Origin of the sequence: Streptomyces sp. DSM 41931 (assembly GCF_050271085.1) — a bacterium.
GTDB lineage: Bacteria > Actinomycetota > Actinomycetes > Streptomycetales > Streptomycetaceae > Streptomyces > Streptomyces albogriseolus.
Genome location: NZ_CP189902.1, coordinates 1,176,166 through 1,201,251, shown reverse-complemented (window position 1 = coordinate 1,201,251; position 25,086 = coordinate 1,176,166). Strand labels below are relative to the sequence as shown.

At 73.9% G+C, this 25,086-nt stretch carries 21 protein-coding genes; 13 read left to right on the top strand and 8 right to left on the bottom strand.

Features of this window, described 5'->3' with window-relative positions:
* Positions 1-60 precede the first annotated feature (60 nt).
* On the top strand, positions 61-1,629 hold the full coding sequence (locus tag ACP7TJ_RS05770) for a cytochrome P450 (RefSeq protein ID WP_367463507.1): 1,569 nt from the start codon (positions 61-63) through the stop codon (positions 1,627-1,629).
* Here the strand turns inward: ACP7TJ_RS05770 and ACP7TJ_RS05765 are convergent.
* The 3 genes from ACP7TJ_RS05765 to ACP7TJ_RS05755 form a co-directional block, all read right to left on the bottom strand.
* Entirely contained in the window at positions 1,623-2,522 is a 900-nt protein-coding gene (locus ACP7TJ_RS05765) for an RluA family pseudouridine synthase (protein ID WP_266404100.1), read from the bottom strand. The genes ACP7TJ_RS05770 and ACP7TJ_RS05765 overlap by 7 nt on opposite strands.
* 86 nt (positions 2,523-2,608) lie before the next feature.
* The gene (locus tag ACP7TJ_RS05760) at positions 2,609-3,451 is read right to left on the bottom strand and encodes a siderophore-interacting protein (RefSeq protein ID WP_093765810.1); all 843 of its coding nucleotides are present in this window, start codon (positions 3,449-3,451) and stop codon (positions 2,609-2,611) included.
* 41 nt (positions 3,452-3,492) lie between these two features.
* Positions 3,493-4,422 (bottom strand): 5'-3' exonuclease, encoded by a 930-nt coding sequence (locus tag ACP7TJ_RS05755; protein ID WP_367449409.1) that lies wholly within the window; start codon positions 4,420-4,422, stop codon positions 3,493-3,495.
* 226 nt (positions 4,423-4,648) lie between these two features.
* Between ACP7TJ_RS05755 and ACP7TJ_RS05750 the strand changes: the two genes are divergently transcribed.
* The 5 genes from ACP7TJ_RS05750 (at position 4,649) to ACP7TJ_RS05730 (ending at position 11,033) form a co-directional block, all read left to right on the top strand.
* Positions 4,649-5,734 (top strand): quaternary amine ABC transporter ATP-binding protein, encoded by a 1,086-nt coding sequence (locus ACP7TJ_RS05750; protein WP_093765811.1) that lies wholly within the window; start codon positions 4,649-4,651, stop codon positions 5,732-5,734.
* The gene (locus ACP7TJ_RS05745) at positions 5,727-8,348 is read left to right on the top strand and encodes an ABC transporter permease/substrate binding protein (protein WP_387585134.1); all 2,622 of its coding nucleotides are present in this window, start codon (positions 5,727-5,729) and stop codon (positions 8,346-8,348) included. The genes ACP7TJ_RS05750 and ACP7TJ_RS05745 overlap by 8 nt, the downstream gene beginning before the upstream one ends.
* Positions 8,349-8,747: 399 nt before the next feature.
* On the top strand, positions 8,748-9,320 hold the full coding sequence (locus ACP7TJ_RS05740; RefSeq protein ID WP_093765813.1) for a helix-turn-helix domain-containing protein: 573 nt from the start codon (positions 8,748-8,750) through the stop codon (positions 9,318-9,320).
* Positions 9,317-10,045, top strand: a complete 729-nt coding sequence (locus ACP7TJ_RS05735) for a helical backbone metal receptor (protein ID WP_266395813.1) — start codon at positions 9,317-9,319, stop codon at positions 10,043-10,045. Before ACP7TJ_RS05740 ends, ACP7TJ_RS05735 begins: the two co-directional genes overlap by 4 nt.
* Before the next feature lie 52 nt (positions 10,046-10,097).
* Positions 10,098-11,033, top strand: coding sequence for a LysR family transcriptional regulator (locus ACP7TJ_RS05730; protein ID WP_167742573.1), 936 nt, complete (start codon positions 10,098-10,100; stop codon positions 11,031-11,033).
* A gap of 125 nt (positions 11,034-11,158) precedes the next feature.
* Here the strand turns inward: ACP7TJ_RS05730 and ACP7TJ_RS05725 are convergent, their stop codons facing one another.
* The 3 genes from ACP7TJ_RS05725 to ACP7TJ_RS05715 all read right to left on the bottom strand — a co-directional run bounded on the left by ACP7TJ_RS05725 (position 11,159) and on the right by ACP7TJ_RS05715 (position 14,199).
* Complete coding sequence (locus ACP7TJ_RS05725; protein ID WP_167742574.1) at positions 11,159-11,845, bottom strand: gamma-glutamyl-gamma-aminobutyrate hydrolase family protein; 687 nt, start codon at positions 11,843-11,845, stop codon at positions 11,159-11,161.
* Between the two features lie 17 nt (positions 11,846-11,862).
* Positions 11,863-13,380 carry an ethanolamine permease gene (eat, locus tag ACP7TJ_RS05720; RefSeq protein WP_427767289.1) on the bottom strand — a complete coding sequence of 506 codons (1,518 nt, stop codon included), beginning with the start codon at positions 13,378-13,380 and terminating at the stop codon, positions 11,863-11,865.
* An 84-nt stretch (positions 13,381-13,464) separates the two neighbouring features.
* Positions 13,465-14,199 carry a FadR/GntR family transcriptional regulator gene (locus ACP7TJ_RS05715; RefSeq protein ID WP_427762344.1) on the bottom strand — a complete coding sequence of 245 codons (735 nt, stop codon included), beginning with the start codon at positions 14,197-14,199 and terminating at the stop codon, positions 13,465-13,467.
* An 86-nt stretch (positions 14,200-14,285) separates the two neighbouring features.
* On the opposite strand from ACP7TJ_RS05715, the gene ACP7TJ_RS05710 reads away from it, so the two are divergent.
* From ACP7TJ_RS05710 to ACP7TJ_RS05695, 4 genes are read left to right on the top strand one after another with little or no spacing between them, the layout of a single operon-like run.
* Complete coding sequence (locus ACP7TJ_RS05710; RefSeq protein ID WP_228918560.1) at positions 14,286-15,656, top strand: glutamine synthetase family protein; 1,371 nt, start codon at positions 14,286-14,288, stop codon at positions 15,654-15,656.
* Between the two features lie 8 nt (positions 15,657-15,664).
* Positions 15,665-17,041, top strand: coding sequence for an aldehyde dehydrogenase family protein (locus ACP7TJ_RS05705; protein ID WP_427762342.1), 1,377 nt, complete (start codon positions 15,665-15,667; stop codon positions 17,039-17,041).
* 6 nt (positions 17,042-17,047) lie between these two features.
* The gene (locus ACP7TJ_RS05700) at positions 17,048-17,830 is read left to right on the top strand and encodes a 3-oxoacyl-ACP reductase (protein WP_093765821.1); all 783 of its coding nucleotides are present in this window, start codon (positions 17,048-17,050) and stop codon (positions 17,828-17,830) included.
* Positions 17,831-17,878: 48 nt separating this feature from the next.
* The gene (locus tag ACP7TJ_RS05695) at positions 17,879-18,826 is read left to right on the top strand and encodes a DUF2510 domain-containing protein (protein WP_427767286.1); all 948 of its coding nucleotides are present in this window, start codon (positions 17,879-17,881) and stop codon (positions 18,824-18,826) included.
* 33 nt (positions 18,827-18,859) lie between these two features.
* Here ACP7TJ_RS05695 and ACP7TJ_RS05690 read toward each other — a convergent pair whose 3' ends face one another.
* A complete protein-coding gene (locus ACP7TJ_RS05690) occupies positions 18,860-20,062 on the bottom strand; it encodes an amino acid deaminase/aldolase (protein WP_193459301.1) in 1,203 nt (400 codons plus the stop codon).
* 272 nt (positions 20,063-20,334) lie between these two features.
* Here ACP7TJ_RS05690 and ACP7TJ_RS05685 point away from each other — a divergent pair, with 272 nt between their 5' ends.
* Entirely contained in the window at positions 20,335-22,398 is a 2,064-nt protein-coding gene (locus ACP7TJ_RS05685) for a hypothetical protein (protein WP_427762339.1), read from the top strand.
* Positions 22,395-23,561 carry a type VII secretion-associated serine protease mycosin gene (gene mycP / locus ACP7TJ_RS05680; protein WP_167742576.1) on the top strand — a complete coding sequence of 389 codons (1,167 nt, stop codon included), beginning with the start codon at positions 22,395-22,397 and terminating at the stop codon, positions 23,559-23,561. The genes ACP7TJ_RS05685 and mycP overlap by 4 nt, the downstream gene beginning before the upstream one ends.
* On the opposite strand, the gene ACP7TJ_RS05675 is transcribed toward mycP, so the two are convergent.
* Entirely contained in the window at positions 23,558-24,253 is a 696-nt protein-coding gene (locus ACP7TJ_RS05675; RefSeq protein ID WP_189910366.1) for a serine hydrolase, read from the bottom strand. The genes mycP and ACP7TJ_RS05675 overlap by 4 nt on opposite strands.
* Before the next feature lie 60 nt (positions 24,254-24,313).
* Between ACP7TJ_RS05675 and ACP7TJ_RS05670 the strand changes: the two genes are divergently transcribed.
* Complete coding sequence (locus ACP7TJ_RS05670; protein WP_427762336.1) at positions 24,314-25,045, top strand: SseB family protein; 732 nt, start codon at positions 24,314-24,316, stop codon at positions 25,043-25,045.
* The last annotated feature ends 41 nt before the right edge of the window (positions 25,046-25,086 follow it).

Genomic DNA, 25,086 nt, shown 5'->3' with positions numbered 1-25,086 from the left:
ACGCGGCACCCTCCCCCTCCCCGGACCCTTTGGGCTTTCCCCCTTTTCGGAGCGACCACAGTGACGCCTGACTCCCACTCCCAGACGCCGGACCGCCCGGCCGGTGACGACGCCCGGCCCGGACCGCCCCCCGGATGCCCCGCGCACGGCCTGGGCCCCGGCGGACTCGCCCGGCTCCACGAGTCGGACGACCTCAAGAAGCTCTACGAGCGGCTGCGCGAGGAGCACGGCCCGGTGGCGCCCGCGCTCATCCACGACGACGTACCGCTGTGGGTGGTGCTCGGCCACGCCGAGAGCCAGCAACTGGTGCGCAGCCCCGCGCAGTTCACCAAGGACAGCCGCATCTGGTCCGCGCTCCGCGACGGCCTGGTCAAGCCGGACCACCCGCTGATGCCGCACATCGCCTGGCAGCCGATGTGCGCCCACACCGAGGGCGAGCAGCACCGGCGCTGGCGCGGCGCCATCGACACCGCCGTCTCCGCCACCGACTTCCGCAGCCTGCGCCGGTACGTCAACCGCAGCGTCCAGCGCGTCGTCAACCGGTTCTGCGAGGCCGGCGAGGCCGACCTGGTGAGCCAGTACGCCGAGCACCTGCCGATGGCCGTGATGTGCCACGTCCTCGGCATGCCCGACGAGTACGACGACCGCATGGTGCAGGCCGCCCGCGACATGATCCGCGGCACCGAGACCGCCATCGCCAGCAACGCCTATGTGATGGAGGCGCTGAACCGCCTCACCGCCCGCCGCCGCAAGGAACCCCGGAACGACTTCACCGGCCACCTCGTCAGCCACCCGGCCGGGCTGTCCGACGAGGAGGTCAGCCAGCACCTGCGGGTGGTGCTGATCGCCGCCTACGAGGCCACGGCGAACCTGCTCGCCAACGTGCTGCGCCAGGTGCTGATCGACCCGCGCTTCCGGTCCCAGCTCAACGGCGGCCAGATGACCGTGCCCCAGGCGGTGGAGCAACTCCTCTGGGACGAACCGCCGTTCAGCACCATCTTCGCCTACTACGCCAAGCAGGACACCGAGCTGGGCGGGCAGCGCATCCGCAAGGGCGACGGGCTGCTGTTCGCGCCCGCGCCGGCCAACGTCGACCCCCGGGTCCGCCCCGACCCGACCGCCGACATGCAGGGCAACCGCTCGCACCTCGCGTTCGGCGGCGGCACCCACGAGTGCCCCGGCCAGGACATCGGCCGTGTCATCGCCGAGGTCGGCGTCGACGCCCTGCTCATGCGGCTGCCGGACGTGGAGCTGAGCTGCGACGAGGAGGAGCTGACGTTCACCGAGTCGATCGCCTCACGCCATCTGGTGTCGCTGCCGGTGCACTTCACGCCACGGCCGCAGCAGGAGATCACGCAGGCGCCGAGCCACGAGAACGGCGCGGGGGCACCTGCGGCGTACGACTGGCAGATCGGGGGAGTTCCCAGGCAGGCGACGGCTCCGGCGCCCGCGGCCGTATCGGCCGGAGTTTCCGCGGGGGGCCGGGACCCGGGCGGGGGTGCGAGCGTCGGCGGGGTTCCGGACGCCGGTCCGGCACCGGCCGCGGTGCCCGTGCCGCCTCCGCCCGCGCGGCCGGAGCCGCCGAAGGGCGCCTGGCAGCGGTTCCTGCGGTGGTGGCGCGGCTACTGATCCGCCGCCCACTCCTCGTACGAGGCCCATGCCTCCAGCACCCGGCCGCTGGTGAACCGGCGTTCCGCCCGCGTCACCGGATCCGTGAACGCCAGTTCCCGCGCCAGCAGTTGCAGCGGGCGCCGGAAGTCGCCGGCCGGGACCGGAGCGGTCACCTCGGGGTAGAGGGGGTCGCCGAGGATCGGCACCCCGAGGGCGCTCATGTGCACCCGGAGCTGGTGGGTCTGGCCGGTGCCGGGCACCAGCCGGTACCGGCCCAGGCCGTCCGCCCGGTGCGCGAGCAGCTCCACCCGGGTCTCCGCGTTCGGCTCCCCGTCGACCTCCCTCGCGGTCAGCACCCCGCGCTCCTTCACGATCCGGCTGCACACGGTGCGGGGGAGGCCGAGGTCCGGGTCGTACGCGGCCACGGCCTCGTACTCCTTGCGCACCCGCCGGTCGCGGAACAGCGTCTGGTACGCGCCGCGCTCCTCGGGGCGCACGATGAACAGCACCAGTCCGGCGGTGAGGCGGTCCAGGCGGTGCGCCGCGGTCAGTTCCGGCAGGCCGAGGTCGTGGCGGAGGCGGGCCAGCGCCGTCTGGCGGACGTGGCTGCCGCGGGGGGTGGTGGCCAGGAAATGGGGCTTGTCCGCGACGACGAGGTGGTCGTCCTGGTGCACCACGTGCAGGGGGAACGGGACCGGGGGTTCCTCGGGCATGTCGCGGTGGAACCAGACGCAGAGGCCGGGGGTGTAGGGGGTGTCCGGGGGGACGGGGGTCCCGTCGGAGCCGACGATCTCCCCGGCATCGAACATGCCGTCGATCACGGCGGTGTGTGCGGCCAGCCGCAGGACCAGGTGCTCGCGCACCGTTGATCCCGGGCCGTCTGCGGGGAGACGCACCCGGACCGGGTCCACGCCGTCGCGTTGCGGCAGGGGCGGGGGAGGGGTGGGGGTACGTCGGCGTCTCACGTGGGGCAAGGGTACGGGGGTGTGCGGGGCGTCTACGCAGCGGGCGTGTCTTCCTGTTCCGCCTCGATGCGGGCGTTCCATTCCTTCTTCGAGGCCTGCCAGCCGTCCTCGTTGTGGCCCAGGCGCCAGTAGCCGGAGATGGAGAGGTCCTCGCGGGGGATCGCGCGGTCCACGCGGAGCAGGCGGCGCAGTTCCTTCACGAAGTGCGCCTCGCCGTGCACGAAGGCGTGCACGCGGCCCTCCGGCCGGTCAAGGGCGCGGACGGCCTCCACCAGGGCCTCGCCGACCCTGCGGTCGCCGCGGTGCAGCCAGCGGATCTCCGCGTCGGAGTCGATCTTCTGCTCCTCCTCAGGGCCCGCGATCTCGAGGAACGCGTACGCGCGGGCGCCCTGCGGCAGCGACTCCAGGGCGCGGGCGATGGCGGGGAGCGCGCTCTCGTCACCGGCCAGGAGGTGCCAGTCGGCGGCCGGGTCGGGGGCGTAGGCGCCGCCGGGACCGAGGAAGCGGACGACGTCGCCGGGGCGGGCGTTCGTCGCCCACGGGCCGGCCAGACCCTCGTCGCCGTGGATCACGAAGTCGAGGGTCATCTCGCGGTGTTCGGGGTCCCAGTGGCGGATCGTGTACGTCCGGGTCACCGGCCACTGCTCGCGCGGGAACTCGGCGCGGATCCGCTCCAGGTCGAAGGGCTCCGGGTAGACCGCCCCCGGCGCCGGGAACAGCAGCTTGACGTAGTGGTCGGTGCAGGTGTCCGCCGAGACGCGCGCGAGGCCCTCGCCGCCCAGCACCACGCGCTGCATGTGCGGGGTCAGCCGCTCGGTGCGGACCACCACGCCGGTGTGCGGGGTGCGCGACGCGCGTGCCGGTCGCTCAGCCATGAGGGCCTCCCAGTCACAGTTAGGTATGCCTAAGTTAGCACCTACCGCTCCGCGAGAGTCGCCAGCAGGCGGGTGACCGACCCGCCCAGACCCCAGCGCGCGGCCAGGGATTCCACGGCGGCCGGGTCGCGCGGGACGCGCGGCAGGACCGTGTCGACGTCCGGGACCGGGACGTCGTCCGCGACCCGGACGACCTTCGGCGCCACCGCGAGATACGGCCGCGCCTCGTCCAGACGCCTGCGCTGCGTCGGTGTGAGCTTCGACCGCGGGTCGTCCACGGCCGCCAGGATCCCGGCCAGGTCCGTGAACTCGGCCAGCAGCTTGGCCGCCGTCTTCTCCCCGATGCCGGGCACGCCCGGCAGGCCGTCGCTCGGGTCGCCGCGCAGCAGCGCGAGATCCGCGTACCCCTTGCCGTCCACCCCATACTTCGCGCGCAGCGCCGCCTCGTCGGTGACCTGCAGCGTGCCGACGCCCTTCACCGGGTACAGCACCCGCACCCCGCGCGCGTCGTCCACCAGCTGGTACAGGTCCCGGTCGCCGGTGACGATGTCGACCGGGCCGTCCGCCCGCGCGGTGAACGTGCCGATCACGTCGTCCGCCTCGTACCCGGCGACGCCCACCCGGGCGATGCCCAGCGCGTCGAGCACCTCCTCGATCACCGGCACCTGCGGCGACAGCGTGTCCGGCACCTCCTCCACGTCCGGCCCCGTCTCCTGCTCCTCGGCGACCCGGTGCGCCTTGTAGGAGGGGATGAGCTCCACCCGCCACTGCGGGCGCCAGTCGGCGTCCATGCAGGCCACCAGGCGCTCCGGCCGGTGGTCCCTGATCAGGCGGTCGATGAAGTCCAGCAGCCCGCGCACGGCGTTCACCGGCGTGCCGTCCGGCGCCTTGACGGACTCCGGGACGCCGAAGTAGGCGCGGAAATAGAGGGAGGCGGTGTCGAGAAGCATCAGTCCGGTCACGTCCCGCATCATGCCCCACCCCACCGACAGCACCGGCCCGTCGGCACGCCCGCGTGGCCTTTCGCGCGACGTGTTGCGCAGTGCGCCACATCTGTGAGGCGGCCCACGAAGCGTTTGCGCCGTTCGAATCCGGGGAGGCGCGGCGGCGGAACGATGCCGGTTGCTGTTTCAACCTGATGCGGACCGCTGGTCCGCCGCATCGCTCCGGCATCTGTCGCCGAGACGAGAGGTACGTGTGTCATCAAGGCTTGAGGCCGAGCACCTGTTCAAGGTGTTCGGCAGACGACCGGACCAGGCAGTCGAACGGCTGCGCAACAACACGGCGGACCGCGAGGAACTGCGGGCCGACGGCGTCACCGCCGCCGTCATCGACGCGTCCTTCTCCGTGGAGCCGGGCGAGATCTTCGTCGTCATGGGCCTCTCGGGCTCCGGCAAGTCGACCCTGCTGCGGATGCTGAACGGTCTGCTGGAGCCGACCGCCGGACACGTCCGCTTCGACGGACAGGACCTCACCGCCCTGTCCGACCGCGAGCTGCGGGACGTCAGGTCCCGCAAGATCAGCATGGTCTTCCAGCACTTCGCGCTCTTCCCGCACCGCAGCGTCCGTGACAACGCTGCCTACGGTCTTGAAGTGCAGGGCGTGCCCCGCGCCGAGCGCGAACGCCGCGCCGACGAGGCGCTCGCCCTGTGCGGCCTGGCCGGCTGGGAGGACGCGTGGCCCGACGAGCTGTCCGGCGGCATGCAGCAGCGCGTCGGCCTCGCCCGCGCGCTCGCCACCGACGCCGACCTGCTGTTGATGGACGAGTCCTTCAGCGCCCTGGACCCGCTGATCCGCCGCGACATGCAGGACCAGCTGATCGAGCTGCAGAAGAAGCTGAAGAAGACCATCGTCTTCATCACCCACGACCTCAACGAGGCCATGCGCCTCGGTGACCGCATCGCCGTCATGCGGGACGGTCGCATCGTGCAGATCGGCACCGCGCAGGACATCCTGATCCGGCCGGACAACGACTACGTGGCCTCCTTCACCCAGGACGTCGACCGCTCCCGCGTGCTGACCGCCCAGGCGGTCATGGACCCCGAGGTGCGCGGCGACGAGGCCGACTGCGGCTGCGAGACCGCCGCGCCCGGCACCTCCTTCACCGACCTGTGCGCCATCAGCGCGCGCGTGCCGCACCCGGTGGCCGTGGTCGACGACGGCGACCTCGTCGGCGTCGTGCCCCGGCAGCGCCTGGTCGGCTTCCTCGGCGACGAGGAGGCGGACCCCGGCGTCTGCGACAGCCCCAAGGACCAGGGCGGCAAGGTGATGGCCCGTGCCTAGGATCCCGCTCGGCGACTGGGTCAACAGCTCGGTCGACTGGCTGCTCTCCAACCTGACCTGGCTGTTCGACTTCTTCAAGGCCGTCTTCACCGGCGCCTACGACGGTGTCAACGCCGTCCTCCAGGCCCCGGAGCCGCTGATCCTCTGCGGCATCTTCGCGGTCATCGCCTTCTGGCTGCGCGGCACCCTCGCCGGTGTCCTCACCTTCGTCGGCTTCGCCTTCCTCGACTCCATGGAGTTGTGGGAGGACTCGATGGTGACGCTGGCGCTGGTGATCGTCGCCACCGTGATCGCCCTGGTGATCTCCGTGCCGGTGGGCGTCTGGGCGGCCCGCTCCGACCGGGTCAGCGCCTTCGTCCGGCCGATTCTCGACTTCATGCAGACGCTGCCGGCGATGATCTATCTGATTCCGGCGATCCTGTTCTTCGGGACGGGGTCCGCCCCGGGCATCGTCGCCACGCTGATCTTCGCGCTCGCCCCGGGCGTGCGCATGACCGAGCTGGGCATCCGCCAGGTCGACAAGGAACTGGTCGAGGCGGCCGAGGCGTTCGGCACCACCCCCCGCAACACCCTGCTGCGCGTCCAGCTCCCGCTGGCGCTGCCCACGGTGATGGCGGGCGTCAACCAGGTCATCATGCTCGGCCTGTCCATGGCCGCGATCGCCGGCATGGTCGGCACCGGCGGCCTCGGCGGCGCCGTCATCGAGGCCATCGGCCAGCTCAACATCGGCCTCGGCGCCGAGTCCGGTCTGGCCATCGTCATCCTGGCGATCTACCTGGACCGCATGACCAGCGCCCTGGGCACCCAGGTGTCCCCGCTGGGCCGCCGCGCGGCCGCCAAGGCACGCGCCGCCCAGGGCCTGAAGATCTGGTCCTACCGGCCCCGGCCGCAGGTCGCCGTGATCGGCATCGTCGTGCTGGCCCTGGTGGCCGGAGGCATGGGCCTGTTCGGCGGTTCCGCCGGGTCCGGCGACACCACGGCCAACGACAAGAACGTCGGCGACGGCAAGAAGATCAGCATCGGCTACATCCCGTGGGACGAGGGCGTCGCCTCCACGTACCTGTGGAAGGAGATCCTCGAGCGGCGCGGCTTCGAGGTCGAGGCCAAGCAGCTGGACGCCGGGCCGCTGTACACCGCGCTGGCGCAGGGCGACGTCGACTTCCAGACCGACGCCTGGCTGCCCACCACGCACGCCGAGTACTGGAAGAAGTACGGCGACCGGCTCGACGACCTCGGCGCCTGGTACGAGGAGACGAGTCTGGAGCTGACCGTCCCCGCCTACATGGAGGGCATCGACTCCCTGGAGGACCTGAAGGGCAAGGCCGCCGCCTTCGACGGGAAGATCACCGGCATCGAGTCCAGCGCGGGCATGATGGGCCTGCTGAAGAGCAAGGTGCTCGGCGACTACGGCCTCGACAAGGAGTACAAGGTCGTCGACAGCTCCACCCCGGCGATGCTGGCCGAGCTCAAGCGCGCCTACAGCAAGAAGGAACCGGTGGTCGTCACGCTCTGGTCCCCGCACTGGGCGTACAGCGACTACGACCTGAAGAAGCTGAAGGACCCCAAGGGCTCCTGGGGCGAGGGCGACGCGGTGCACCTGGTGTCCCGTAAGGGCTTCGCCGGTGAGAACCCGGTCGTCGGGAAGTGGCTGAAGGACTTCTCGATGAGCGAGAAGGAACTCACCGGCCTGGAGGCCGAGATCAACAAGGCCGGCAAGGGCCGCCAGCAGGACGCCGTGCGCGCCTGGCTGAAGGACAACCCGGGCATCGTCGACAAGCTGGCGCCGGTGGAGTCCGGTTCGGGCGGTGACACCCCCGCCGAGGCGAAGCGCGCCCTGGACGTGGCGTGGTTCCCGTGGGAGGAGGACGTCGCCGTCACCTACCTGTGGAAGAACGTCCTGGAGCGGCGCGGTTACCAGCTGAACCTCAAGCAGATGGAGGTCGGTCCGGTCTACACCGGCCTCGCGTCCGGGGACATCGACCTCAACTTCGACGCGTGGCTGCCGCACTCGCAGAAGAACTTCTACGAGCCGAACAAGGACCAACTCACCGACCTCGGCACCTGGTACGAACCGGTCTCGCTGGAGATCTCCGTCCCCTCCTACGTCAAGGACGTCAAGTCCCTGGCCGACCTGAAGGGCAAGGCCGACCTGTTCGGCGGGCGGATCGTCGGCATCGAGGCGGGCACCGGCCAGATGGACATCCTGAAGAACAAGGTGCTGCCGGCCTACGGCCTGGACGAGGAGTACGAGGTCGTCGACGGCTCCTCGCCGGCGATGCTGGCCGAGCTCAAGCGCTCCTACGCCAAGAAGAAGCCGGTGGCCGTCACCCTGTGGTCGCCGCACTGGGCCTACAACGACTACGAGCTGACCAAGCTCGCGGACCCGAAGCGCGCCTGGGGCGAGAGCAACACCATCCACACCATCGCCAGCAAGAAGTTCCCCGAGCAGTACCCCCGGCTCACCGAGTGGATCAAGGGTTTCCACATGAGTGAGGACGAGCTCGGGTCCCTGGAGGCGGAGATCAAGAACCGCGGCCAGGGACACGAGGAGGAGGCCGTCGCCGCCTGGCTCGAGGAGCACCCGGACATGGTGGAGCGGATGACGCCGCAGTAGCCGCCGCCGTACCGGTCACGTCCTGCGAGGGGCGGGTCCCGAAGCGTCCCTCCGGGGCGCGCGGACCCGCCCCTCGCGCTCTCCGGATCCGCCCCCGCCACCGTATGAATCCGGTCAACCACACAGCGCCAGCGCCTTCCCGGACCTCCCCCGTGACCTTCCGGCGAACACGGTGAACAATGGCTGGAGCACGTCTCTTCGCATCCGAGGTGTGCCGAGGGGCCCAGCAGGAGGCCGGCGTGAACCGAGAGGTCCGCACCGGCCGCACATGACCCCGACGTGACAGGTGCCTGAAACGGTCTGCCGAACATGCGTAGGGTGCAGACCAACTCGGCAAGGGAAGAGCGCCGGAACCCCGGCGGTCGGGTGCGACGAGCGGCGAAGGAGGGAGCCGGAGCGATGGGCGACCACAAAGAACAGCCCCTGCGGGTGGGCGCGGCCGTGCGGCGGCGACGCCGCGCGCTGGACCTCACCCTCGCCGTCGTGGCCGAGCGCAGCGGTCTGTCGGTCCCGTTCCTCAGCCAGATCGAGAACGAGCGCGCGCGTCCCAGCCAGACCTCCCTGGAGAAGCTCGCCGACGCGCTGCGCACCACCGCGGTCGAGCTGCTCGCGGCCGCCGACCCGGCGTGCAGCGTGGACGTCGTCCGCTCGGAGGGCGCCGAGGAGTGGACCGAGCCACGGGTACGGTCCCTGGTCCGCGGCCACCACCAGATGCACGCCTCGGAGTTCACCGGCGACCACGACGCCGGACGCGAACTGCAGTTCCGCAACGACCAGTTGATGTACGTCGCGGAAGGCGCCGTGGAGATCGAGGCAGAGGGGCGCGCCTACCGTCTCGGGCGCGGCGACACCCTGTACCTCACCGGAGGCGTCCGGCACCGCTGGCGGGCCACGGTGCCGGAGACCCGGCTGCTGGTCGTCGCCGTCGCCGAGCACATCGAGGCGCTGCGGGACACCAAGCCGCGCCGATGAGCCGTGTACGGGTCGTCTCCCTCGTCCCGTCGCTGACGGAGGCCGTGGCCGTGTCCGCGCCCGGCGCGCTCGTCGCGGCGACCGACTGGTGCACGCACCCCGCCGGGCTCGACGTGGCCCGTGCCGGCGGCACCAAGAACCCCGCGGTGGACCGCATCGCGGCCCTCGCCCCCGACCTGGTGATCGCCAACGAGGAGGAGAACCGGCAGCCCGACCTGGACGCCCTGCGCACGGCGGGCCTCGAGGTGCTGGTCACGCATGTACGGACCCTGCCGCAGGCCTTCACCGAGCTGGACCGCGTCCTGACGGCGTGCGGGGTGCGGAGCCGGCCCGGCTGGCTGGACGCGGCGGAGGCGGCGTGGGAGGCGCCGCCGGCGTTCCAGGAGCCGCGCACGGCGGTGGTGCCGATCTGGCGCCGCCCGTGGATGGTGCTCGGCCGCGACACCTTCGCGGGGGACCTGCTGGCCCGCCTCGGGGTGCGCACGCTGTACGCGGACCACTCCGAACGGTATCCGCGCATCCCGCTCGACGAGTTGCGCGCGGCCCGGCCCGACGTGGTCGTCCTCCCCGACGAGCCGTACCGCTTCACGGCCGACGACGGCCCTGAGGCCTTCCCCGGCCTGCCGTGCGCCCTTCTCAGCGGGCGCCATCTGACCTGGTACGGCCCGTCGTTGGCAAAGGCGCCGGAGGTGCTGGGGCGGGCGTTGCGGACGGTCCGCCGCTGACGGCCGGCGCTCGTGCGGCGGGCGGATGCCGGGCGTTGCATAAGCTGAGCTTATGAGCAGGACGGAAGACCACGGCGACGAACGGCCCGGGAGCGGCGGTTCGCTGGCGCACCGGGTGCCCGACCTCGGCGCGCTCGAGCTGCTGCTCGCCGTGGCACGGGTGGGGAGCCTGGGCCGGGCCGCGCGGGAGCTGGGCATCACCCAGCCCGCCGCGAGCAGCCGGATCCGGTCGATGGAACGGCAGCTCGGCGTCGCCCTCGTCGACCGCTCGCCCCGCGGGTCGCGGCTCACCGACGCGGGCGCCCTGGTCACCGACTGGGCCCTGCGGATCGTCGAGGCGGCCGAGGCGTTCGACGCGGGCGCGCAGGCGCTGCGGGACCGCAGGGACTCACGGCTGCGAGTGGCGGCGAGCATGACGATCGCCGAGTACCTGCTGCCGGGGTGGCTGGTCGCGCTGCGCGCGCAGCGGCCGGACACAGCGGTGTCCCTGCTCGCCGGCAACTCCACGGCGGTCGCGGAACGGCTGCTGGCGGGGGAGGCGGACCTCGGCTTCGTGGAAGGGCTGACGGTGCCGGCCGGACTGGACTCCGCGGTGATCGCCCACGACCGGCTGGTCGTGGTCACGGCCCCCTCGCACCCCTGGGCCCGGCGCAGGCGCCCCCTCGCGGCGGAGGAACTGGCGGTCACACCGCTGGTCCTGCGGGAGGAGGGCTCCGGCACGCGGCAGGTGCTGGACGCGGCGCTCGGCGGGCTGGCCCGCCCGCTGATCGAGCTGTCCTCGACGACGGCGGTCAAGGCGGCGGCCGTCGGCGGCGCGGGACCGGCGGTGCTGAGCGAACTGGCGGTGGGGGAGGAGCTGGGGATGCGGCGCCTGGTCCGGATCCCGGTCCAGGCGGTCGCCCTGGCCCGGGACCTCCGCGCGGTCTGGCCCACGGGCCACCGCCCGACGGGCCCGGCACGGGACCTGCTCTCACTGACCCGCGGCTGAGGACGCGGGCCCGCGCCCGACGGAGGGGACGCGGCGTCTCCGGCTCCCGAAGAACCTGTTTCCCCGGCTGTCGGCCCCCCAGCCCCGGGCGTCCGGCGGCGCCGGTCCGACGGGCGGGCGCCCTGTCAGACCCCCGCCGCCGTGATCAGCGCGGACACCACCCGTTCGTCGTCCCCCATCTCCGGATGCCACTGCACCCCCACCACCCAGGGGCCGTCCGGTCGTTCGACCGCTTCCACCGTGCCGTCCTCCGCGTGGGCGGACGGGATCAGTCCGGCGCCGAGGCGGTCGACCGCCTGGTGGTGGTAGGTGGGGACCGACGTCTCCTCGGGGACGGCCTCGGCGTACCGCGTGCCCGGGACCGGCTTGACCGGGTGGTGGCCGAAGACGCCCGGCACCTCCGCGTGGCCGTCGATGTGCTGGACCAGGGTGCCGCCCAGGGCGACGTTCAGCAGCTGCATGCCCCGGCAGACGCCGAGCAGCGGCACGCCCCGCTCCAGGGCCGCCCGGATGAGCGCCAGCTCCCAGGCGTCCCGTGCCCGGGCCGGAGGCCCCGTGCGCGGGTCGGGCTCGGCGCCGTAGTGGACGGGCTCCACGTCCGGGCCGCCCGCGACGACCAGGCCGTCCAGCCGGGCCACGGCCGCCGCCGCGTGCTCCGGCGCGTCCGGCGGGAGCATCGCCGCCAGACCGCCCGCCCGCTGCACCAGCCGCGGATAGCCGGCCGGCAGCAGCGCGGCGTCCAGCTGCCACACGCCCCACCGCACGCCCGACTCCGCGTAGGTACTGATGCCGATCAGTGGCCTGCCCGACACCGGGCACCTCCTCTTCCTCAGTCCCGCGCCAGCTCCGCCTCGGCCGCCGCCAGCGCCGCGAACTCCTCCTCCGGCGCCTTCGCCACCAGATGCCTGCGGCTGTACAGCCCGAAGTAGGCCAGCGCCACGATGTACACCGCCAGCGCGATGAACGCCGCCGTCACGTCCACCAGGAACGTCGCCACCAGCGCCGCGCAGGCCAGCACCAGCGCCACCGACGAGGTCAGCACGCCGCCCGGCGTCCGGTACGGCCGCGGCAGCTCCGGCTCACGGCGCCGCAGCACGATGTGCGACAGCGACATCAGCGCGTAGGAGATCGTCGCACCGAACACGGCGATGTTCAGCATCCGCGCCCCGTTGCCCGTGCTCGCGGCCAGCGCGAACCCGATCGCGCCCGGCACCAGCAGCCCCAGGTACGGGGCGCGCCGGCTGCTGGTCAGGGACAGGAACCGGGGCAGGTAGCCCGCCCGGGACAGGGCGAACAGCTGCCGCGAGCCGGCGTAGATCAGGGAGAAGAACGAGGCGATGAGCCCCGCGAGTCCCGCGTAGTTCACGATCCTGCTCAGCACCGTCGCCTCGCCGTCCGGCTGGAGCGCCTCGACCAGCGGGTTGCCCGCGTCCTGGATCGCGGACGAGCCGCGCGCCCCGGCCGCCGTGAAGAAGGTCATCAGGGCCAGCACCACCAGGATGCCCATCGACCAGCGGATCGCGCGCGGCAGCGTACGGGCCGGCTCCCGGGTCTCCTCGGCGGCCAGCGGCACGCCCTCCACACCCAGGAAGAACCACATGCCGAACGGGAACGCCGCCCAGATCCCGAGCAGCCCCATCGGCAGCCAGGAACTGGCGCCCAGCGCCGAGGTGTCCACCGGGATGTCGTCCAGCGAGGACGCGTCGAACTCGGGCAGCGCGGCCAGCGCGAACACCACCAGCGCGGCCACCGCGATGCCGGTGACGACGAAGCTGAACCGCAGCGCCTCGCCCACGCCCCACAGGTGGATGCCGGTGAACACGATGAAGCAGGCCAGGTACACCGGCCAGCCCGACTCCAGGCCGAACAGGCGGAGGGACTCGACGTAGTCGCCGATGAAGATGGAGATCGCGGCCGGCGCGAGGACGTACTCGATGAGGATGGCGGTGCCGGTGAGGAAGCCGCCCCACGGGCCGAGCGCCCGGCGGGCGAACCCGTAGCCGCCGCCCGCCGTGGGCAGGACCGACGACAGCTCGGCGAGGGCGAACACCATGCAGGTGTACATGGCGCCCATCAGGACCATGGCGATCGCCAGGCCGCCGAAGCCGCCCTCGGCCAGGCCGAAGTTCCAGCCGGAGTAGTCGCCGGAGACGACGTAGGCGACACCGAGGCCGGTCAGCAGCAGCCAGCCCGCGCTGCCCCGGCGCAGTCTCCGGCGCTCCAGGTAGTCGTCGGGCTCGCCGGCGGGTTCACGGGATGCGGATGGAAGGCTCACGGCACGGCTCCCCAGGAGACGGTGTGGCGCGGAAGGTGGTAATGGCACGGATCCAGACCTTTGTGGGCCCATACCTTCGTGGCGCACCCGACGTGAGCGCAACCCCCGTGCGTTAAGCCGCGGTAAAACTGCCCGTGCCCGCCGCGCGCCACGCCGTCAGGCGAGGAACCCCCGCAGCAGTGCCGCCGTACCGGCACAGTGCTCCCGCATCACCTCGCGCGCCCCGTCCGCGTCCCCCTCGAGCACCGCCTCGACCAGCGCCGCGTGCTGCCGCTGCGAGTGCTCCAGGTTGCGCACCAGCAGCGGGATGCAGTCCAGCAGGTCGTTCACCGTCGCCCGGACGGCCGCGTACTGCGCGGTCAGCGAGGGCGAGCCGGACAGCTCCGCCAGGGTGAGGTGGAACAGCGTGTCCGCCCGCCGGTAGTCGCCCAGCGGCGCCTCCTGCGTGCCCGCCAGCGCCTCACGCAGCCGCTCCGCCTGCCCCTCCGTCAGCCCGTGCGCCGCGCACAGGCCCGCCGCGCCCACCTCCAGCACCTCCCGGAAGCGCAGCACGTCCTCGATGTCCACCTCGGCGATCCGCCGCCGCAGTTCCTCCTCGCCGGCGTCCGTCGGACGGGGCAGCACGAACGTCCCGCCGTACCGGCCGCGCCGCGACTCCACCAGGCCCTGGTCCTGGAGCACCTTCAGCACCTCGCGCAGCGTCACCCGGCTGATCCCCAGCCGCTCCGCCAGCTCCCGCTCGGCCGGCAGCCGCTCCCCGCCCGCCACCAGGCCCAGCCGCACCACCTGGAGGATCTGCTCCAGCGCCTCCTCGAAGCCGTTGCCCGCACGGACCTGCCGCAGCACCGGCGCCAGCCGGTCCCCGACCGCGCCGACCGCATTCTCCGGCATCTGGTCGTGCCCCCCTTCCCAAGCAATGGTTCCCGGCAATACCTTATGGCTCCCGGCTGACCGAAGAAGCCTCAGGAGGCCCTCCCGTGGCAGACCGCACACCCCCGCTTGCCGTCGAGGAGCTGCACGCCCTCGTCGCGGGCGGCGAGATCGACACTGTCGTCCTGGCCTTCCCCGACATGCAAGGCCGCCTCCAGGGCAAGCGGTTCGCCGCCCGCTTCTTCCTCGACGAGGTCCTCCACCACGGCACGGAGGGCTGCAACTACCTGCTCGCCGTCGACGCCGACATGAACACCGTCGACGGCTACGCCATGTCCTCCTGGGAGACCGGCTACGGCGACTTCGCCATGTACCCCGACCTGGACACGCTGCGCCGCGTCCCCTGGAACGAGGGCACCGCGATGGTCGTCGCCGACCTCGCCTGGGCCGACGGCTCCCCGGTGGCCGCCGCGCCCCGGCAGATACTGCGCCGGCAGCTCGACCGGCTCGCCGCCCTCGGCTACACCGCCCAGGCCGGCACCGAGCTGGAGTTCATCGTCTTCAAGGACACCTACGAACAGGCCTGGGACTCCGGCTACCGCGGCCTCACCCCGGCCAACCGGTACAACGTCGACTACTCGGTGCTCGGCACCGGCCGCGTCGAGCCCCTGCTGCGCCGCATCCGCAACGAGATGGCCGGCGCCGGCCTCACCGTCGAGTCCGCCAAGGGCGAGTGCAACCCCGGCCAGCACGAGATCGTCTTCCGCTACGACGAGGCCCTGGTCACCTGCGACCAGCACGCGGTCTACAAGACCGGCGCCAAGGAGATCGCCGCCCAGGAGGGCGTCTCGATCACCTTCATGGCCAAGTACGACGAACGCGAGGGCAACTCCTGCCACATCCACCTCTCGCTCGCCGACCTCGCCGGGGAGAGCGCCATGCCGGACTCCCCGGAGGACCCGGACAGCATGTCGGAGGTGATGCGGCACTTCCTCGCCGGGCAGCTCGCCGCGCTCCGCGAGTTCTCCCTGCTCTACGCCCCGCACATCAACAGCTACAAGCGGTTCCAGCCGGGCTCCTTCGCCCCGACCGCCGTCGCCTGGGGCCACGACAACCGCACCTGCGCGCTGCGCGTGGTCGGCCACGGCCGCTCCCTGCGTTTCGAGAACCGGCTGCCCGGCGGCGACGTCAACCCGTACCTGGCCGTGGCCGGCATGGTCGCCGCAGGCCTGCACGGCATCGAGCAGCGCCTCGAACTGCCCGAGCCCTGCGCGGGCAACGCCTACACCGCCGGTTTTGAGCACGTCCCCACCACGCTGCGCGAGGCCGCCGAACTGTGGGAGCACAGCGAGATCGCCAAGGCCGCCTTCGGCGAGGAGGTCGTCGCCCACTACCGCAACATGGCGCGCGTCGAGACCGACGCCTTCGACGCCGCGGTCACCGACTGGGAGCTGCGCCGCTCCTTCGAACGCATGTGAGGCCCCGAGTGTCCGACCAGTCCGCCGAGCTCCAGGTGTGCAACCCCGCCACCGAGGAGGTCATCGCCACCGTCCCGGCCGCGAGCCCCGCCGACGTGGACGCCGCCGTCGCCCGCGCGGCCCGCGCGCAGACCGTCTGGGCCGCCCTCGCGCCCGGCGAACGCGCCCGCCTGCTGCGCCGGTTCGCCGTCGCCGTCGACGACCACGTCGAGGAACTCGCCCTGCTGGAGGTCCGCGAGGCCGGCCACACCCTCGGCAACGCCCGCTGGGAGGCGGGCAACGTCCGCGACCTGCTCGACTACGCGGCCGGGGGAGTGGAACGCCTCACCGGCCGGCAGATCCCGGTGCCGGGCGGCGTCGACGTCACCTTCCTCGAACCGCTCGGCGTCGTCGGCGTCATCGCGCCCTGGAACTTCCCCATGCCGATCGCGGCCTGGGGCACCGCCCCCGCCCTCGCCGCCGGGAACGCGGTCCTCCTCAAGCCCGCCGAGACCACCCCCCTCACCGCCCTGCGCCTCGCCGAACTCGCCCTGGAGGCAGGCCTTCCCGAGGGCCTGTTCCAGGTGCTCCCCGGGCACGGCGCGGTCGCCGGGAACGCCCTCGTCGAACACCCCGGCGTCGCCAAGATCGTCTTCACCGGGTCGACGGCCGTCGGCAAGCAGGTGTGGGCCAAGGGCGCCGCGCACCTCAAGCGCGTCACCCTCGAACTCGGCGGCAAGAGCCCCAACATCGTCTTCGCCGACGCCGACCTGGAGGCCGCCGCGGCCGCCGCCCCCATGTCCTTCCTCGACAACGCCGGCCAGGACTGCTGCGCCCGCACCCGCATCCTCGTCGAACGCTCCGCCCACGACCGCTTCCTGGAGCTGCTCGCCCCCGCGATCGAGGCCGTCCGCGTCGGCGACCCCGGCGGCGACGCGGACGTCGACATGGGCCCGCTGATCTCCCGAACCCAGCTCGACCGCGTCCGCGCCTACGTCCCCGACACCCTCGACGGCATCCGCGGCAAGGCCCCCGAGGGCCCCGGCCACTGGTTCCCGCCCACGGTTCTCACCGGTGTCCGCCCCGACGACCGCGTCGCCGTCGAGGAGGTCTTCGGACCCGTCGCCGTCGTCCTGCCCTTCGACGACGAGGCCGACGCCGTCCGCCTCGCCAACGCCACCGACTACGGACTCGCCGGCTCGCTGTGGACCCGGGACGTCGGCCGCGCCCTGCGCGTCTCCCGCGCCGTGCGCGCGGGCAACCTGTCGGTCAACTCGCATTCCAGCGTGCGCTATTGGACCCCCTTCGGCGGGTTCAAGCAGTCCGGCGTGGGCCGCGAGCTGGGCCCGGACGCCCTGACCGCCTTCACCGAAACCAAGAACGTCTTCATCAGCACGGAGGCCTGACCGCACATGAGCGAGGACATCATCTGCCGCCGCCTGACCGGCCGCACCGCCGTCGTCACCGGAGCCGGCAGCGGCATCGGGCTCGCCTCCGCGCGCCGCCTCGCCTCCGAGGGGGCGAACGTGGTCTGCGCGGACGTCGACGAGGTCCGCGGCAAGGCGGCCGCCGAGGAGACCGGCGGCATCTTCGTCCACACCGACGTCACCGACCCCGAGCAGGTCGAGGCGCTGTTCCGCACCGCGTACGAGACGTACGGCAGCGTGGACGTCGCCTTCAACAACGCGGGCATCTCGCCGCCCGACGACGACTCCATCCTGGAGACGGGCCTGGAGGCGTGGAAGCGGGTCCAGGAGGTCAACCTCACCTCCGTCTACCTGTGCTGCAAGGCCGCCATCCCCTACATGCGGGAGCAGGGCAGGGGCTCCGTCATCAACACCGCGTCCTTCGTGGCCCGGATGGGCGCGGCGACCTCGCAGATCTCGTACACCGCGTCCAAGGGCGGCGTCCTCGCCCTGTCCCGTGAGCTCGGCGTGCAGTTCGCCCGTGAGGGCATCCGGGTCAACGCACTGTGCCCCGGGCCGGTCAACACCCCGTTGCTGCGGGAGCTGTTCGCCAAGGACCCGGAGCGGGCCGCGCGCCGGCTGGTGCACATCCCGCTCGGCCGGTTCGCCGAGGCCGAGGAGATCGCCGCCGCCGTCGCCTTCCTGGCCAGCGACGACTCGTCCTTCGTCAACGCCACCGACTTCCTCGTCGACGGCGGCATCTCGGGGGCGTACGTCACACCCCTGTAGTGCCCGTCCCCCGGTGACGGCGCCCGTCGTTACAGTGCCCGGGTGAGTATGACGCCCCCGCCCGGCTGGTACCCCGACCCGCACGCCCCGCACCTGGAGCGCTGGTGGGACGGCACGTCCTGGACCGACCACCGGCGGACGCCGGCGGCCGCTTACGTGCCGGCGTCCGGGGCGGGGGCGGGTGGCTTCGGTCCTCCGGCCGCGCCCGGCGGTGGCGGCACGGGCGGGTCCGGCGGGGCCAAGGCCGTCGCGCTGACCGTCGCCGGGGCCGTGCTGGTCGCCGCCGTCGTCGCCGGGGCGGTGGCGCTCACCCGTGACGACGAGGACCCCGAGGTCCGCACCGGGCCCAGCCCGACGGCCCCCGCGCCCACGACGGAGTCCACGCGGCCGTCCTCGCCGTCCGCCTCCGAGCCCGCTCCGGAGGACGAGGGCGTGGTCGTGGACGAGCTGAACGGCGTCACCTTCCCGCTCCTCGACGGCTGGGTCCGCCCGCAGCACGTGGCCGAGAAGGACGCCGTCATGACCACCGACGGCACCCACGACTGCCCCGGCGAGGGCTCCCTCTGCCGCGGCGGCCTCGTCATCTCCCGCACGGTGACCACCACCGACGAGTCCTCGCCCCGCGCCCTCGCCGAGGCGGACATCCCCGACGCCGCCGAGGAGGCCTTCGACGAGGACACCCTCGGCAACCGCCCCTACGGCGGCATGACGTCCCATCAGGTCGTCAAGGCGGCCCCGGTCGCGGTGGCGGGCCGCGCCGGCTACCTGGTGCGCTGGCGGGTGACCACCGCCGAGGGCCCCGGCGGCTACGTCCAGTCCCTCGTCTTCCCGTCCAGCGTCGGCACCGAGTCCCCGGTCCTCGTCCGGTTCGTCTTCGAGGCGGGCCCGGACGGGCCGCCCGTGGCCGACATGGACCGCATCACCAAGGGCATCCGCTCGACCGCCGACCAGGCGTCCGGCGGCGGGGTCGGCAGCAGCATCGGCCCGACCGGCTGAGCAGCCGAGGGGCGGGCGCGGGACCGCTGGAGGCTAGAGGAAGGTGTGCCCCTCACCCCGGTACGTCGGAACGGTCGCCGTCACGGCGTCCCCCTCCACCAGACGCAGCGTGTCGAACCGCTCGCACAGCTCGCCCGCCTTGGCGTGCCGGAACCACACCTTGTCGCCGATCAGCAGATCGTCCGCGACCGGCCCCAGCAGCGGCGTCTGCACCTCGCCGGCGCCCTCCTGCGGGTCGTAGCGCAGCCCCTCGGGCAGATACGGCACCGGCAGCCGGTCCGCGCCGGGCGCGCCGGACGCCGGGTAGCCGCCGCCCAGCACCGTGACCACGCCGACCCCGGGCCGCCGCACCACCGGCAGGGCGAACAGCGCGGCCGGACGCCCCCTGAACGACGTGTAGTTGTCGAACAGCCGCGGCACGTACAGCCCCGAACCGGCCGCGATCTCGGTCACCGCGTCCTCGGCCGCCGTGTGCTGCACACTGCCCGTGCCGCCGCCGTTGACGAACTCCAGGTCCGGCACGACCTCCCGGACCGCCCGCACCACCGCGGCCCGCCGCTCGGCGAGTTCGCGGCGCGCGGCGGCCTGCATCAGCCGCACCGCGCGCGACCGCAGCGGCCGCCCGGCCACCGCGTCCCCGACCCCGGCCACATGGCCCTCGTACGCCATGATCCCGACGAGCTGGAACCCCGGCCGGCGGGCCACCGCGCGGGCCACCTCGGCGACCTGGGCGGGGGAGTGCAGCGGGGAGCGGCGGGCGCCGATCCGCACCCGCCCGCCGAGCAGCTTGAGCGCGGTGTCCAACTCCAGGCACACCCGCACCACTTCACCGCCGCCGGCCCGCGCCGCGTCGATCAGGTCCAGCTGCGCCGGATCGTCGACCATCACGGTGACGGCGGCGGCGAGCTTGGGATCGGCGGCGAGTTCGGCGTACCCGGCGCGGTCGGCGGACGGGTAGGCGAGGAGGACGTCGTCGAAACCGGAGCGGGCCAGCCACAGCGACTCGGCGAGCGTGAACGACATGATGCCCGCGAAACCCTCGCGGGCCAGGACCCGTTCGAGCAGCGCCCGGCAGCGCACGGACTTGCTGGCGACCCGGATCGGCTTGCCCCCGGCACGGCGGACCAGATCGTCCGCATTGGCGTCGAAGGCGTCGAGATCCACGATCGCGACGGGGGCGTCGAGCTGGGCGGTGGCCCGGTCGTAACGGGCCCGGTCGGCGGCGCGCGCAGTCATGACCGCAGCCTGCCAGACCGGATTACCGCAGGGTAGGGGGACGTTCCGGGCAGATGCCGCGGGCCTGCGGACTGGTTCCCGTTCGGTGCGCCGCACGCCGTAGAGTGACGCGCACGCACGGCGGTACGGGGCCGGCCCGGTCGTCCGGGCGGGATGACGCGCCGGTCGTGCGGGTATCTGTGCCCGGGACGCGTCCGCGCCGGGCCACCTGGCAGCGACACACCGGCCGCGGACGACGAGGACCGGCCCGGGCTCGAGGAAACGGGGGGTGCATGAGCACGGAAGCGCGCCGCGCCTCCCTCCCCCCGCGCCCGCCCCACGCCCCCCGCACCGCAGGCAACCCGGGGCCGTTCGACCCCCGCACCCCGCTGGACGAGCAGACGGACCGGCCCGCTTCCGAGGACACGGGCCGGGTGGTCGCCCCGCGCCCCGCGTCCGACGGACCGGACACGGGCGCGGGTGGCGACGACCGGGCGTACCGGCCGTCCGGCACGGCCGGCACGGACCGCGTCGAGGCTCAGCGCCCCGGGCCGGGCGCCCCGGACGCGTCCGGTGACCGGGGAACCAGCGCGGGTACAGCGACCGGGGACAGCACCGCTGACCACGGCACGGCGACGCCCCGCGCGTCCGCCGACGCCCGCGGCCCGGGCGCGCCCCGCACAGAGCGGCCGCACCGCCCGTCCGGCCCTGCCTCCGACAGCGGCACCGTCGGCGCCCAGCGCCCTGCTCCCCACGCCTGGCCCGACGGCGACCCGCGCGGCGCGGCCCCTGCCGAACCGACGCACCCCCCGACACCCCCCGCCACCGGCGACGCGCGCGGCGCGGGCACCGCCGAGCGCCCGTACCGCCCGTCCGGCGACGGCCCCACCGCCCGCCCGACCACGCCCGCCGCGCCCGACGCGCGCCGCACGGGCGGGGCTCCCGCCGAGCCCGCACACGGGCCCATCACGTCCGACGCGCGCCGTACAGGCATGGCTCCCTCCGAACCCGCATACCGGCCTACCGCGTCCGAAGCGCGCCGCACGGGCATGGCCCCCTCCGAACCCGCGCACGGGCCCACCGCGTCCGAAGCGCGCCGCACGGGCTCGGTCTCCGCCGAACCCACCAACCGCCCCACCGCGTCCGACGCGCGCCGCACCGGCATGGCCCCCGCCGAACCCCCCTACCGCCCCACCGGCGACAGCACCCCAAACCGCGAGGTCACACCCCCCACCGCCGGGGCGCGCCCCCGCTACCCCCGGATCGGGGGCGACGCCCCCGACCGGTCCGCACCGCCGCCGCAGGCCTCCGCGCGGTTCCCGGACGCGCCGCCCACCGTCGGGCGGGGCGTGTCCGCGCCCCCCGGCGTCGGGCAGCGCGTGTCCCGGACGCCGCCCGCACCCTCCGCGCCGCCCCGGCCCGCGCACCGGCCCCGTACGGAGACCCCGTCGGAGACGACCACCCGGCTGCGCCCCGTCCCCGCCGGGCCGGACCCCGCGCTGTCCTGGAGCGCGCCCATGTCCCCGGGCGGCGTCCCCGGCGCGGGACGTCCCGCTGCCGTGTCGTTCGGGGAACCCAAGAGCCGCCCGTGGCCGTTCGCCCGCCGCACCCGCGCCCAGGCCGTCGCCGCGGCCGTCTGTCTCGTGCTCGGCACCGGGCTGATCGGCGGCGCCGTCACCGGCGCCTGGCTCGCCGACGGGCCCGAGGGAGCCGGCACCCGGCACGCCTTCGCGGTCGCGGGCGACCTGTGGCACGAAGTGCCCGTCGACCAGCTGTTCCCGCCCACCGTCCAGGGCCGTGGCGCGGGCCCCGGGGAGGCCGACCGCGTCTGGACGCGGATCGCCGTCGCCCCCGACAGCGGCTGCGAGGGCGCCTTCGACGCCCTGCTCACCCGCGCCCTCGCCCCCGTCGGCTGCGAGCGCCTGCTGCGCGCCACCTACACCGACGCCACGCAGAGCCATGTCACCACCGTCGGCCTGCTGTTCACCGAAGCCGACGCGGCCGGCATGGAGGCCCTCGCCCGCCGCTTCGACCGGGAGCGCCTTGACCGCCGCAGCGACCTGATGCCGCTGCCGTACGCGGCGAAGGACACCGCGGCCGAGGGCTTCGGCCCGGAGCAGCGGGCCTCCTGGGCGATCTCCGTGCTCACCGACGCCCCCGTCGTCGTCTACGCCGTCTCCGGCTGGGCCGACGGCCGGAGAGCCGACGAGCCGCAGCCCGCCGAGGACGCCATGCGGTCCGGAGCCACCACCGCCCCCGCCCAGGCGGGCCTGGGCCACGAGGCCCGCGGTCTCGCCGACCGCTTCGAACGCGCCCTGCGCCAGCGGGCCGGCACCCCCACGGAGCGTCCGTCATGAGGAAGCGCCCCGCCGCCCTCGGCGGCCTGCTCGCCGCGGCCCTCGTCCTGATCCCCGCGACCCCCGCGTACGCCGACGGCATCCGCGACCGGCAGTGGGCCCTGGACGCCCTGCACACCGACCAGGTGTGGCCCACCACGCGCGGCGCGGGCGTCACCGTCGCCGTCCTGGACACCGGTGTCGAGGCCGACCACCCCGACCTCGACGGCAACGTCCTGGAGGGCAAGGACCTCGTCGGCTTCGGCGCGCGCGAGGGCGACGAGGCGTGGGCCCGGCACGGCACCGCCATGGCCGGCATCATCGCCGGTCACGGGCACGGCCCGGGCAACGGCGACGGCGTCCTGGGCGTCGCCCCCGAGGCGAGGATCCTCCCCGTCCGCGTCATCCTCGAGGACAAGGACCCGGCCCGCGCCAAGGCCCGCAGCACCCGCGGCAACGCCCTCGCCGAGGGCATCCGCTGGGCCGCCGACCACGGCGCCGACGTCATCAACCTCTCCCTCGGCGACGACTCCGCCTCCGCGCACCCGGAGCAGGGTGAGGACGAGGCGATCCAGTACGCCCTGCGCAAGGGCGTGGTCGTCGTCGCCTCCGCCGGCAACGGCGGCGAGAAGGGCGACCGGATCTCCTACCCGGCGGCCTACCCGGGCGTCATCGCCGCCACCGCCGTCGACCGCTACGGCACCCGCGCGCCCTTCTCCACCCGCCGCTGGTACGCCACGGTCAGCGCCCCCGGCGTCGACGTGATCATCGCCGACCCCGACCACAAGTACTACGAGGGCTGGGGCACCAGCGCCGCCGCCGCGTTCGTCTCCGGCGCCGTCGCCCTGGTGAAGGCCGCACACCCGGACCTGACCCCGGCGCAGATCAAGCGGCTCCTGGAGGACACCGCCCGCAACGCGCCCGCCGCCGGACGCGACGACTCCCGCGGCTTCGGCTTCATCGACCCGGCCGCCGCGATCGAGGCCGCGGGCCGTCTGAAGCCGGAGGGCCTCAGGGCGGCGGCGTACGGCGACGAGTACTTCGGCCCGGGCCCGGCCGCCGACACCCCCGGCGACGACACCGCCGACTGGGCCGCCCCCCTGGCCGGTGGCGCCGGCGGCGTCCTCCTCGTCGCGGCGGTCGTCCTGTGGCGGGGCCGCCGCCCCGAGAACGAGACGTTCTAGACGTTTCGCCCGACGTTCCCGGCGCGCCGTGCCAGCGCGTCCACGGCCTCCCGCGCCGCTTCCTCCACCCGCGCCACGCCCTCCGCCATCGACGTGTGGCCGTCCGACAGCACCGCCACCGCGTACGCGCGCCCGCCGGCCGTCACACACCCCGTGCTGTTCACCACCCACAGGCCCGTCGCGTCCCGGGGCAGCCAGCCGTTCTTCACGGCCCACCGCGTGCCCGGGTCCGCCAGGGCCGGCACGCCCCAGGCCTGTTCCGGCACGACCCGCTCCATCAACTCCCGTACGTACGCCCGCGAGACCTCGTCCAGAACAGCGTCAGGCGTGAAGATCCGCCGCAGCAGCGTGACCCGGTCCACGGCCGTGGTGCGGGTCAGTCCCCAGCGCACGTCGGCCACGGTGCGGGTGAGGCCGAGCCGGGCGTTCGCCGCGTCCAGCCCCGCCGCCCGCCCGACGACCTGCCACAGCGCCGTCGCCGCGTCGTTGTCGCTGCGTACAATCATCGCCTCCGCGAGCCCCCGCTCCGCGGCGGTCAGGTCACGCCCCGCGTCCCGCGCGGTCAGCAGCAGCGCGGTCAGGATGTCCGCCTTCACCACGCTCGCGGTCACGAAGAGCCCTTCGCCCGATGCGTACGTCTCCCCGCTCGCCGGATCCAGCGCCGCCGCCGACACCCTCGGCCCGTCCGTCACCTCGCGCTCCCTCCCGCCCGCCTCCGGGCGTCCCGCCCACGGCCGCTAAGGTCGGTGACCGTGGCGAACAAGAACATTCCCGACTCCCCCTTCCGCGACGACGACGGCTCCGCCGACCCCCGGCTGAGCGCCGCGCTCGCCGCCTGGGCGGAGGACGGCAACGCCGTCGGCCCGGTCCTGGAAGCCCTCAAGGGCGCCCGGCTGCTCGTTCCCGTGGTGGCCGTGCTCGGAGAGGTCGAGGAGGACGAGAACGGGCTGCGCCGCGAGAAGACGAGCGACATGGCCGTCCCCACCCTGAAGGCCGGCGGCCGCACCGCGCTGCCCGCCTTCACCTCCACCGACTCCCTCGCCCGCTGGGACGCACAGGCCCGCCCCGTCGCCGTACCTCTGCACCAGGCGCTCCAGGCGGCCGCGCACGAGAAGGCGGACACGGTCGTCCTCGACCTGGCCGGTCCGGTGCCGTTCGAACTGACCGGGCCCGCGCTGCTCGCCCTCGCCGAGGGCCGCACCAGCACCGACCCGCTGAACGACCCCGCCGTCGTCGAGGCCGTACGGAACGCCGTCGCCGCCGAGCCCTCCGTGGTCCGCGCCCACCTCGGGCCGGGACAGGCCGACGGCACCCTCGCCCTCGTCCTCGACCCGGCCGCGCCGGTCGCCGAGGCCGCCCGGGCCGTGGCCCAGCGGCTCGCCGCCGACGAGACACTGAGGGCCCGCCTGGTGCGCGGCCTCGACCTGGCAGTCCTGCCGGCCGAGGCGACGCCTCCCGGCGAGCCCCTGTACGTACGCGGCTGAGCGGAAACGGGTGGGGCGCCCCGGCACCGGGGCGCCCGCCG